The 10,316-nt window shown below is 68.2% G+C and carries 12 protein-coding genes; 6 read left to right on the top strand and 6 right to left on the bottom strand.

The annotated features are described in order from the left end of the window. The first annotated feature begins 101 nt into the window (after positions 1-101). Complete coding sequence (locus ACTWPB_RS23220) at positions 102-881, top strand: ABC transporter permease (RefSeq protein WP_446226451.1); 780 nt, start codon at positions 102-104, stop codon at positions 879-881. A gap of 172 nt (positions 882-1,053) precedes the next feature. Here ACTWPB_RS23220 and ACTWPB_RS23215 read toward each other — a convergent pair whose 3' ends face one another. After that, positions 1,054-1,389, bottom strand: a complete 336-nt coding sequence (locus tag ACTWPB_RS23215) for an RNA polymerase-binding protein RbpA (RefSeq protein ID WP_067453486.1) — start codon at positions 1,387-1,389, stop codon at positions 1,054-1,056. Positions 1,390-1,693: 304 nt separating this feature from the next. Here ACTWPB_RS23215 and ACTWPB_RS23210 point away from each other — a divergent pair, with 304 nt between their 5' ends. Beyond that, positions 1,694-2,020, top strand: coding sequence for a hypothetical protein (locus ACTWPB_RS23210; protein WP_446222667.1), 327 nt, complete (start codon positions 1,694-1,696; stop codon positions 2,018-2,020). A gap of 75 nt (positions 2,021-2,095) precedes the next feature. On the opposite strand, the gene ACTWPB_RS23205 is transcribed toward ACTWPB_RS23210, so the two are convergent. Together ACTWPB_RS23205 and ACTWPB_RS23200 are read right to left on the bottom strand one after the other, a co-directional pair. Further along, positions 2,096-3,106, bottom strand: coding sequence for a hypothetical protein (locus ACTWPB_RS23205; protein WP_446222666.1), 1,011 nt, complete (start codon positions 3,104-3,106; stop codon positions 2,096-2,098). A gap of 105 nt (positions 3,107-3,211) precedes the next feature. Continuing rightward, positions 3,212-4,039 (bottom strand): SDR family oxidoreductase, encoded by an 828-nt coding sequence (locus ACTWPB_RS23200; protein ID WP_446226450.1) that lies wholly within the window; start codon positions 4,037-4,039, stop codon positions 3,212-3,214. 138 nt (positions 4,040-4,177) lie between these two features. Between ACTWPB_RS23200 and ACTWPB_RS23195 the strand changes: the two genes are divergently transcribed. Further along, positions 4,178-4,780: a TetR/AcrR family transcriptional regulator gene (locus ACTWPB_RS23195; RefSeq protein WP_446222665.1), complete on the top strand. Its 603-nt coding sequence runs from the start codon at positions 4,178-4,180 to the stop codon at positions 4,778-4,780. A 57-nt stretch (positions 4,781-4,837) separates the two neighbouring features. On the opposite strand, the gene mqo is transcribed toward ACTWPB_RS23195, so the two are convergent. Beyond that, positions 4,838-6,280 (bottom strand): malate dehydrogenase (quinone), encoded by a 1,443-nt coding sequence (gene mqo, locus ACTWPB_RS23190; protein WP_446222664.1) that lies wholly within the window; start codon positions 6,278-6,280, stop codon positions 4,838-4,840. A 90-nt stretch (positions 6,281-6,370) separates the two neighbouring features. On the opposite strand from mqo, the gene ACTWPB_RS23185 reads away from it, so the two are divergent. Next, the gene (locus ACTWPB_RS23185) at positions 6,371-7,273 is read left to right on the top strand and encodes a LysR family transcriptional regulator (protein ID WP_446222663.1); all 903 of its coding nucleotides are present in this window, start codon (positions 6,371-6,373) and stop codon (positions 7,271-7,273) included. A gap of 8 nt (positions 7,274-7,281) precedes the next feature. Here the strand turns inward: ACTWPB_RS23185 and ACTWPB_RS23180 are convergent, their stop codons facing one another. Next, the gene (locus ACTWPB_RS23180) at positions 7,282-8,034 is read right to left on the bottom strand and encodes a M23 family metallopeptidase (protein ID WP_446222662.1); all 753 of its coding nucleotides are present in this window, start codon (positions 8,032-8,034) and stop codon (positions 7,282-7,284) included. A gap of 184 nt (positions 8,035-8,218) precedes the next feature. Between ACTWPB_RS23180 and ACTWPB_RS23175 the strand changes: the two genes are divergently transcribed. Continuing rightward, positions 8,219-8,557, top strand: coding sequence for an ArsR/SmtB family transcription factor (locus ACTWPB_RS23175; RefSeq protein WP_378951800.1), 339 nt, complete (start codon positions 8,219-8,221; stop codon positions 8,555-8,557). On the opposite strand, the gene ACTWPB_RS23170 is transcribed toward ACTWPB_RS23175, so the two are convergent. Next, the gene (locus ACTWPB_RS23170; RefSeq protein ID WP_446226449.1) at positions 8,539-9,513 is read right to left on the bottom strand and encodes a glycosyltransferase family 9 protein; all 975 of its coding nucleotides are present in this window, start codon (positions 9,511-9,513) and stop codon (positions 8,539-8,541) included. The genes ACTWPB_RS23175 and ACTWPB_RS23170 overlap by 19 nt on opposite strands. 161 nt (positions 9,514-9,674) lie before the next feature. Between ACTWPB_RS23170 and ACTWPB_RS23165 the strand changes: the two genes are divergently transcribed. Then, positions 9,675-10,259, top strand: coding sequence for an HdeD family acid-resistance protein (locus tag ACTWPB_RS23165; protein WP_446222661.1), 585 nt, complete (start codon positions 9,675-9,677; stop codon positions 10,257-10,259). Positions 10,260-10,316: the final 57 nt, after the last annotated feature.

Genomic DNA, 10,316 nt, shown 5'->3' with positions numbered 1-10,316 from the left:
CCGACGTCACGGTGGACGACTACGAAACCCGCGATCTGCCGATCCAGCCGAGCACTGCCCGCCTATCCGGCTCCGAGGAGACCGAACCACGGGCCCGGTTCGTGCGTGACAGCGCGATCGTCGCCTATCGCAACCTGCTCACCATCCTGCGGGTGCCGACGCTGCTGGTCACCGCCACCATCCAGCCGCTGATGTTCGTGTTCCTGTTCGCCTACATCTTCGGTGCCTCGCTCGGTGGCGACCAGTACCGGGAATTCCTGCTGGCGGGCATCTTCACCCAGACCGTGGCGTTCAATGCCGCGTTCACCACCGTCGGGCTGGCCGGTGACCTGCAGAAGGGCATCATCGACCGGATGCGGACGCTGCCGATGTCGCGGCTGGCGGTCCTGATGGGTCGCACCCTGTCGGACCTGGTCGTCAATATCGTGAGCCTGGGCGTGATGTCGATCTGCGGGTACGTCGTCGGTTGGCGCATCCACGGCAGCGTCGGCGACGCGGTGACCGCCTTCTCCATCATCTTGCTGTTCGCGTTCGCCATGTCATGGGTCGGCGCCCTGACCGGTCTGGTCTCCCCGACGGTGGAAGTGGCACAGAGCGCGGGCCTGATCTGGCTGTTCCCGCTGACGTTCATCTCCTCGGCGTTCATCTCCGCCGAAACACTGCCGGGACCGCTGCGCGCCATCGCCGAATGGAACCCGATCACCGCGGTCTCGGCGGCGGGCCGCAAGCTCTTCGAGAACGACTCACCTCCGAGCTTCGTCCCAGCGACGGGCTGGGCCGCGGAGAACTGCATCCTCTACGCGATCATCTGTTCGCTGGTCATCCTCGCCATCGCGATGCCCGCGGCACTACTGCAGTACCGCAAGGTCGCCAGTCACTGAATTTTTGGCGGCTGGCGCCGCGGTTCTCGGCGCTGAACTCCACCTCTTCCCTCCCTACGGGCACTCCTTCGTCGCACCCTCCGGTCAGTCCATCGGCGGAGGCGCGCCGAGAACGCCGAAGGCCGCCTTCCCGAATCGGGTAGGCGGCCTTCGGCGTCGTGCGTTCGAACTTCTACCCGCGGCGGCGGGTCTTCAGGAGGTCGAGGCGCTCCTTGAGCAGCTCCTCGAGCTCCTCCTTGCTGCGACGTTCCAGCAGCATGTCCCAGTGGGTGCGCGGCGGCTTGACCTTCTTGGTCTCCACGGAGGTGCCCTCCATGAGCTGACCTTCTTGGCCGTTGCGGCACAACCAGGTGGGCGGGATCTCCGCGTCGTCGGCGAACGGGACGTCGAACTCCTCACCGTTGTCGGTGCGGTAGCGGGCGATCCGGCGGGGGGCCAGGTCGTGGTCGCGATCGGTCTCGTAGCTCACCGCTCCGAGCCGGCTGCCCCGGAGTACGCGATCTGCCATGTGTGCTCCTGTAATTTTGGCGGCTGGTGCCGCGGTTCTCGGCGCTGAACTCCACCTCTTCCCTCCCTACGGGCACTCCTTCGTCGCGCCCTTCGGTCAGTCCATCGGCGGAGGCGCGCCGAGAACGGGTCGTAGTACTACCTCAACGCACGGGAAGTCTGAACTGTTCCATTGTAGTCGCAGGGCCACATCGGCCGAGCGACCCCCGAATTCGCACCAGTGGTGCCCCCGGGTATCGAGTGGGTGCCCGCTGAGCGAGACCTGAACCGGCGAATCGCGTCGCGGGCCGATAGGGTTTCCGATCATGTCGCGCAGTCGCCTGCTGTCCTGCCTGTGGTGCGGGCGGGAGATCGTGGATTCGGAGTCGGGTCGGCGTCGCCGTTATTGCCGCCAGTCGTGTCGCCAACGTGCCTATGAGCACCGCAGCAGTCTCAAGGGGACCGGGATCCCCGAAGACGCGGTGGTGCTGACGGCGCAGGAGGCCGCCGATCTCGCCGATCGGTGGTTCGCGGCGCGGTGTGCGGCCGAGGATGTGGCGACGGCGGTGGGGGAGGGGGCCTCCCCGGCGGAGTTGGCGGAGTTGAGCGCGACGCTGGTGCAGTTGGCTCAGGAAGCTGAACGGCTTCGCTGAATACGCGAAACCCCGTGTTTCCCACGGTAAGTCGGTGGGCACACGGGGTCTCGGCATGGGTGGGCGACACCGGCGCTAGGTCGACAACGCCTCTCGGGCACGCAGGTACACGGCCGTGACGCCCCCTGCGACGAAGAGCACAAGGGCCGTGGCGGCACCGGCGGTCGCGAGGTCGGGGCTGGTGAGGGCCTGACCGCGCAGGGCCTGCCAGGCCACGAGCGTGAGCAAACCGAAATAGCCGAGGACGGCGACCACGAGCAGGGCGGCGCGGGTCGTTTCGGTGCGCAACCAGGGGTAACGCGGCGCGAGGGCGACCAAGGCGACGGCCAGCAGCAGCAGGACCTGGATGCCGTGCAAGCCGACGAAGTGTGGGATGCGCAAATCGCCGCCGATGGTGCTCCAGTGGGTGATCGGCATGCCCGCGGCACTGTCACGTGCTGAATCGCCGGGCCGTACCGTGTGCCCTGCTACCAGCCCCACCACGGTGCCGTCGGCCTGGCGGACGAGCTGCGGCCCGGTGAATCCCATCAGGTACCCGAGCGCCATCCCGGTCACTGCCAGCCACAGTCCCGCCTTCAACGCGATCCGGGTGGGCCGGTCGGCCAGTTTCTGCCAGGAAATGATCACCGCCAGGACAAGATTGGCGAGGAACAACCCGGGCACACCGGAGGCGAACACCTGCTGCCCGATCTCGTTGACCGGGTCGGTGGAGTCGTTGAAATGGCTGAACGTCCCGCGTGCCGCTTGCACCGCGATGAACCCCACATCGACAACCCCGGTGATCGCGAAGACCGTGCCCAGCCACCAGGTGGCACGGCGCCCGCGATGCGGCAGCCGCAGAATCCACGCCAGGGTCACGCCGTAAAGGGCGAAGGCGAGGCCGAACTTGGCCGGCTCGAGCCACACCGACTCGCCGAGCAGTAGCCGGTCGTTCACCGCCATCCCGATAATCGACACCGCGACCAGCGCGGCCATGAGCGCGGAGTTCACCAGCAGCGGGCCGTGCCATCGCGCGCGGTCGGTGCCATCGCGCGCGGTGTGGAAACGGATGCGGGACAGCGTGTGGGTGAGGTCGATCGTCGCCATGAACCGAAGGTAGAAATCCGGTGCGCCACACCACGTCCCGCTGCGGAACGGTTCGGCTCCGATACCCGGGTACGGGTGCGGCCTACCCGAGTTCTAGGGGTTGTCTCAGATTCCCATGCGCCAGATGGCGGCATCGACCGCCCGGGGTGAGACGAGCGCGAGTGCCTGCAGAACGCGGGTGTAGGTCGGGTACAGCTCGACCGGGCGGGTCCGGATCGCGGTGGTGATCCAGTCGGCGGCCTCCTCGGCCGACAGTGCCGCCGCGTGGGCGTATTTGCCGGTGGGCGCGATCATCTCCGTACGCACCAGCGGATAGCCGATCGTGGTGACGTGCACGCCGCGGCGCCTGGTCTCCGCGCCGAGACTGCGTCCGAACGCGCCGAGCGCCGCCTTCGACGCGTGATAGGCGGTGAACAGTGGCATCGACCCGGCGGCGACACCCCACGTCGCGACATTGACGATGTGCCCGGCGCCCGCGTCGAGCATCGACGGCAGTAGCCCCATCGTGAGCCGCGTCGCCCCGAAGTAGTTCAGCGCCATGGTGCGCTCGTAATCGTGGAACCGGTCGGTGGTGTCGGCGGCGCCGCGGCGGATCGAACGGCCCGCGTTGTTCACCAGCACGTCGACGGTCCCGAACTGTGCTAGCAGGGCTTTGGCCAGCGCGTCGTTCTGCTCGGCGTCGGCGAGGTCGCAGGTGATCATCTCGGCATCGCCGCCTTCGGCACGGACCGCGTCGCGCACCAAGGCCAGCGGCTCGGCACTCCTGGCGACGAGAACCACCCGCGCGCCTTCCCGGCCGAGAGCATGCGCCGCGGCTTTACCGACGCCCGACGAGGCTCCGGTCAGCACCACGGTCTTCCCCGCGATCTCCTGCCGCTCGGCGCGGACCAATCGCGCGAGCAGGCCGGGGAGTGCGGGCGGGTTGAGCAGCATCGATTGTGCGACTTCGGCGAACACCGGGTCTCCTGTCGAGTCGAGCGGCGGGGACGAACAGTTAATTTACTGAATAGTAAATTACAAAGTGGCCAATTGAGTGTCAACCGGCGAGGGCGCGAATGGTTGGATGACTGGGTGAGCACAGCCGGTACCAAGGGCGTCCCGCGCCCCCAGCGCGAACAGCAGATCCTCGACGCCGCCGTCGCCGAGATCGGCCGCGTGGGTTACGCGGGACTCTCCCTCGCTGACGTCGCGCAGCGCGCCGGTGTGTCCAAGCCGCTGGTGTACACCTACTTCCAGTCCAAGGACGGGCTCTACATCGCCTGCGCGGACCGGGCGGCGGCTGTTCTGTTCGGCGCGATCGAATCCGCCATCGCCGGAGCGGGCGGTCTCAGCAAGGCCGAACGTACCCTCGACGCGATCTTCGTCGCGCTGGAACCGCGCCCGCACGACTGGACCGTGCTCTTCGACCGCTCCCACCCCGACGACGGACCCGCCGCCGAGGCCGTCCGCGCCGCGCGCCGCCGGATCGCCGCCCAAGCCGCCCGCGGTGTCGCCGACGCCATCGGTGCTGTCGACCTCACCGATCCCACCGACCTGTCCGCGCTGACCGACGTCTGGATGGGCGCGGTCACCTCGCTGGTCCTGTGGTGGTTACGCCACCCCGATCAGACGGCCGCCCAGATGACCGCGCGCAGCCACCGCCTGATCGGCGCCGTCCTGACAGCCTCACGGTGAACCGCGGTCCGCACCCCGGCTTCGGCTGGGGTGCGGATTCGCTTGTCCAGCAGTTGTTTACGAGGCGAACTCGGTGGTCGATCCGGCAGTCGGGAGCAGTTCCGCGAGCAAGGGGGCCCACTCGTATCGACGTTCGGGGAAGCAGCGCTCGAGCAGGTCGCGCATGATCGACGGTGCGATGGAGGCGCCGGGGGAGGCGCCGAGCAGGCCGGCGATGCTGCCGTCGGCGCCCGTGATCAGTTCGGTGCCGAATTCGAGTACTCCGCCGTGCCGACGATCGGGTTTCACCAGCTGGGCGCGCTGCCCGGCCTGGACCAAGGTCCAATCGGCGGGGTCGGCGGTCGGGTAGAAGCGTTGGAGCTGGGCGAACTTGCGCTGGGGTGAGGCCAGTAGTTCGGTGACGAGGTAGCGGACCAGATCGACATTCCGCAGGCCGGCCGCGACCAGCGGGACGATATTGTGCGGGCGCAGCGTGGTGAACAGATCGGTGAGTCTGCCGTGGCGCAGCAGGCGGGTGCTGAAGGTGGCGTAGGGGCCGAACAGCAAGGCGCCCGCTCCGTCGACCTCGCGACGATCCAGATGCGGCACCGACATCGGCGGTGCGCCCAGCGCGGCCTGGCTGTAGACCTTGGCGTGATGTTCGGCGACGACCTCGGGATTGTCGGTCCGCAGGAACTGCGCACCCAGCGGGAACACCCCGTACCCCCGGACCTCGGGCAGACCGGCCCGCTGCAACAGCCGCAACGCGTATCCGCCCGCGCCGACGAACACGAACCGGGCCCGCACCTGGAACCGCCGTCCACTGTCGAGGTCGCGCCCGCGCACGGTCCACAGCCCGTCCTTGCCGCGCGTGAGCCCGGTGATTTCGCGATGCATCCGGACCGCGTTGCCCGCCGCGCGCACCGTCGACAACAACGACCTGGTCAGCGCGCCGAAGTCGATGTCGGTGCCCGCGATGTGCCGGGTGGCCGCCATCGCCTCGCCGTCGGCGCGGCCACGCACCAGCAGCGGTGCCCAGCCGGCGATCACCGCACGGTCTTCGGTGTACTCCAGCTGCGCGAACGCGGGCTGTTCGCGCAGCGTCACGTACCGCTGCCGCAGGTAGGCGATATCGCGCTCGCCGAACACCGCCGTGACGTGCGGTGTCGGGGTGAGGAAGGTAGCGGGCTCTAACTCACCGCGGTGGGCCAGTGCGGACCAGAATCGGCGCGAGAGCGCGAACTGGTCGGCGATTCCCGCCGCCTTGGCGCCGTCGCGCGGGTCGGGCATGTAGTTGAGCTCGCACAGACCGGAGTGCCCCGTGCCCGCGTTGTTCCACGGATGACTGCTCTCGGCGGCCGGTTCGCCGAGTCGCTCGAACAGCGCGATCGACCAGTCCGGCGCGAGAGTGCTCAGCAGCGCCCCGAGCGTGGCCGACATGATGCCGCCGCCGATCAGCACCGCGTCGAGAATGTCTTCGCCACCGCCGGATTCGGGCCGAGTGGGTGTGGTGTCGTGCATTGTCGAACCTCCCGTGAGCTGTGTACCGCTATCGTCACGCCGGGAGTAGTGATCCGTCCAACACGGAATCGCCGAATATATGATCCGGATATGGATGATTCACCGGAGTTGGGGGCGCAGGCGCTGGCTCCGCTGCTGTCCGCGTTCGACGCGGCGGCCGAAGAAGGTCACTTCACCCGGGCCGCCCAGCGACTCGGCGTGCCGCAGTCCTCGCTCAGTCGCCGCATCAAAACAATGGAGCAGCTGGTCGGAGTGAGCTTGTTCCAGCCGGTGGGGCGCGGAGTCGCGCTCACCCCGCAGGGCCGTGACCTCTATGAACGCACGCGTGGACTGGTGCGCGCACTCGACGACGCGGTGCACCGGGTGCGTGCCGACGCCGACCCCGACAGCGGGCTGGTGCGTTTCGGGTTCCCGCTCACCCTTGGCCCGGTCAGCATTCCCTCGCTGCTCGCGCAGTTCCACACCCGCGCGCCGCGGATCCGGCTGCACCTGGTCCAGGCCCACGGCGAGGCGTTGGCCGAGCAGGTGCGCGACGGCAGGCTCGACCTCGCGGTGATGATCCCGCCACCGGCCGACCTGCCGACGGTGGACCTCGGACGTCAGCGCATCGACCTGCACGTCTCGCGCGCGCATCCACTGGCCCGGCGCACCCGTATCGACCTCGCCGAACTGTCCGACGAGGCGTTCATCGCGAACCCGCCCAGCTATCAGCTGCGCACACTACTCGACACCTGGTGTGCCGCAGTGGGTTTCACACCGCGAGTGGTATTCGAGATCACCGAGTTCGAAACCCTGCGCGCACTGGTCGCGCTCGGGCAGGGTGTCGCGCTGCTGCCCGCCGCCGAGGTCGCGAACCCCGACCTGGCGGTGATACCCATCGATGGCGAACGCGACCGCGAGGTCGGCCTGGTCTCGGGAGACCATGACTCGACGCTCGCGGTCGCGCGGCTTCGGGAATTTCTGATCGCGCGCCGGGCGGCGATCAGTGGATGAGCAAGGTATCAGTCCTGGGCGATACCGGCGTCGATACCACGCGCGGCGAGCCACGGGTGCGGATCGACCGGGGCGCCGTAGAGCGAGCCGTCCGGCACGTGCACCTCGTAGTGCAGGTGGGGGCCGGTGGAGTTGCCACGGTTACCGACGGTGGCGATGGTCTCGCCGGCGCTGACGTGCTGACCCACCTCAACCAGGATGTCGTTCACGTGGCCGAACACACCGATGGTGCCGTCATCCTGCTGGACGCGAACCCACAGGCCGAAGCCCGACGCCGGACCGGCCTCGATCACGGTACCGTCGGTGACGGCGAAGATGGGCGCGCCGATCGGGTCACCGAAGTCGATGCCGTTGTGCGCGGTGCCCCAGCGGGCGCCGTAGTAGGAGGTGAGCCTGCCGTTGACCGGGCGAACGGTCTGCGGGCGCGGCGGCGGCGGGAGAGCGATCGTCGGCAGCGGCGGCAGTTCCAGGCCAACCGCTTCGCGGTGCTCCTCCCACGCGATCGGGGCGGACGCGGGGGTCTCGCCCTTGGCCTCGGCGGGGGTGTACGCGGTGAAGCGGTACGGCGACTGGCCGGTGTTGATGGCCTCGGTGGCATCCGCGGCGATCGTGGTAGTGGGGACAGGGCTCTCGGGCTCACTGAAAGTGGCGACGGAGGTACCCACGAGTGCGGACAAAGCCACCGCACCCGCGACCACGCCTCCCCAACGACCTGCGAAGGCGTCGGAGACTCGAGCAGATAACGGGTTGGTCACGAACATGGTTATGAACGTAGCTAAACCGTAACCTTCGCGGCCAATCCTGTGGCCGCGATCACGAAGCGCTATAACCCCAGTTGATCTATAACAATACTCTAACGAATAGCGGACATCCTTGGACTCACCGGGTGAAATTTGCCTGGTCAAGATCGTTGCCGAAACTCCGCATCCCGGGGAGACTGATTCAGTGGCCGCTAACGGAGTCCGTGCCATTACGGCTTTATCCGATCCCACCCGGCGCGCGATCTTCGAATCGTTGCCGCAGGGTCCCCGCTCGGTGGCCGACCTCGCCGCCGCCACCGGAATCACCAGCTCAGCCGCGTCTCAGCACCTGCGCGTCCTGCGGGAGGCCCACCTCGTCCGCATGCGCCGTGACGGGAACAGGCACCTCTACTCCCTTGACCCCCGCGGCCTCAACGACGCCCGCGACTACCTCGACAAGTACTGGCCCAGCGCCCTGGCAGCCCATGCCGCCGCGCTGCGGGATGCGGCCGATGCCGACCCGGCTCAGCCCACCCGGCGGTAGCGCGATCTGCCGGATTCGGCCCATGCCTGCTTGTCGAGCTGCATATCGACCGCCGAGATCACCTCGGGCACCCCGATCCGCAGCAAGCCGGGGTCGGGCGACAGGCCGTCCGGATCGCCGACCTGTCCGGCCCACAGCACCGCATGCCTGCCGAGCAGGTGTGCGGGCGGGCCGCCCCGGCGCGGCGGCGTCGGACCGAACAGCAGGACCGTGCGGGTGCCGAACGCCGTTGCCAGATGCGCGACACCGGTATCGCCGCTGATCACGAGGGCCGCCTCGGCCACCGTCGCCGCGAGATCGGTCAGGTTCTGCCTACCCGCGAGGACCCGGTCGTCGGGCAAGCCTGCCTGCGCGGCCACCTGCCGAGCGATATCGTGCTCGAACGGGTCGCCGGTGAGCACCACGTCGCGGCCGAGGACCAGCAGGTGACGCACCACCGCGGCGAACCGCTCCGGCGGCCACCGGCGCGCGGGCGCGCCCGCACCGATGTGGACGACGATGCAATCGCGACGGCTGATGGAGGCCACCGGCGGCACCAGCCCGAGGTTGCGCCGATCCGCATCGATGCCCTCGCCCTCGAGCAGCCGGCACCACCGGTCGACCACGTGCGCTTCGGGATCCCAGCGCGGACCGGCGAGCTTGGGCAGGGCGGGCGTGCGATGACCGATGATTCGCGCGGCCCCGGTATCAGCCAGTGCTCGTGCGCCGGCGCCGTCGGGGCCGTGCAGGTTCACCGCCAATGCGGGCGCGGGACCATCCCAGATCAAGGCGGCCGGATCAGCGGTGGCGACGAGTTCGTCGACCGAGGAGATCAGGTCGACGATCTGCTCCAGCCGTTGTGGCGCCGCCAGGACGATCCGGCTCTGTGGTTCGGCCCGGCGCAGGGCACGCAGAGCCGGGACCGCGGCGAGAAGCTCACCGAGGCCCCGAGCTTGCAGCACGAGTACAACCGACACATTCTTCATCTACCCGGGACTGTCGCCGATCAAACTTTCGCGAGGGCAACGATGTGGCGGCGTGCGTCGGAGCTCACGCACCGGGCCGTACCCGATCGCGACACGGTGACAGCCCCAGCTATTTTCCGGAAAACCGGAGCGAGCAGGCATAACATCTCGTTATGACGACAAATACCGTGCTGGGGAGCCCGTTCACGGCTCTTGCCAAGAAGACCTGGCAAACAATTCTGGTCACCGGCCTCCTCGCGGTGATCCTCGGGATCATCGTGCTGGTGTGGCCCGGTCCGTCGCTGCTCGTGGCGGGCATCCTGTTCGGTATCTACATGGTTGTCAGCGGCATCTTCCAGCTGATCGCCGCCTTCACCCATCTGCCGAGCACGAGCTTTCGCGTGTTGTCCTTCATCAGTGGTGTGCTGTCGCTGATCATCGGTGTGTTCTGCTTCCGCGACGACCTCGCCTCGATTGTGCTGCTGGGGCTGTGGATCGGTATCAGCTGGCTGTTCCGCGGCGTCGCCGTGCTGTTCGCCGCGATCTCGGAGCCGGGCGTGCCCGGCCGCGGCGTGCAGATCTTCTACGGCATCGTCAGCGCGCTGGCCGGGGTCATCCTGATCGTCTGGCCGATCACCTCCCTCGCCACCCTGGTCTGGGTCGTCGGCATCTTCCTGATCATCATCGGTGTCATGGAAGTCATCACCGCCTTCGGCGTCAAGAAGGACGCGCACCTGCTGGACCAGCAGGTGGGCTGACCTCTCCACGGAAAAGTTCGTCTGAACCGGCCGGTGCCTTCGCGCACCGGCCGCTTT

The organism is Nocardia sp. IBHARD005, from assembly GCF_052814245.1.
Note: the sequence above shows the minus strand (reverse complement) of the source record. Positions and strands in the feature narration are given on the sequence as shown.

Excerpts from the sequence above, each read along its gene's own strand:
- ACTWPB_RS23205 (WP_446222666.1), bottom strand. The coding sequence starts at position 3,106 with ATGGCGACGATCGACCTCACCCACACGCTGTCCCGCATCCGTTTCCAC.
- ACTWPB_RS23180 (WP_446222662.1), bottom strand. The coding sequence starts at position 8,034 with ATGTTCGTGACCAACCCGTTATCTGCTCGAGTCTCCGACGCCTTCGCA.
- mqo (WP_446222664.1), bottom strand. The coding sequence starts at position 6,280 with ATGCACGACACCACACCCACTCGGCCCGAATCCGGCGGTGGCGAAGAC.
- ACTWPB_RS23210 (WP_446222667.1), top strand. The coding sequence starts at position 1,694 with ATGTCGCGCAGTCGCCTGCTGTCCTGCCTGTGGTGCGGGCGGGAGATC.
- ACTWPB_RS23200 (WP_446226450.1), bottom strand. The coding sequence starts at position 4,039 with ATGCTGCTCAACCCGCCCGCACTCCCCGGCCTGCTCGCGCGATTGGTC.
- ACTWPB_RS23215 (WP_067453486.1), bottom strand. The coding sequence starts at position 1,389 with ATGGCAGATCGCGTACTCCGGGGCAGCCGGCTCGGAGCGGTGAGCTAC.
- ACTWPB_RS23185 (WP_446222663.1), top strand. The coding sequence starts at position 6,371 with ATGGATGATTCACCGGAGTTGGGGGCGCAGGCGCTGGCTCCGCTGCTG.
- ACTWPB_RS23165 (WP_446222661.1), top strand. The coding sequence starts at position 9,675 with ATGACGACAAATACCGTGCTGGGGAGCCCGTTCACGGCTCTTGCCAAG.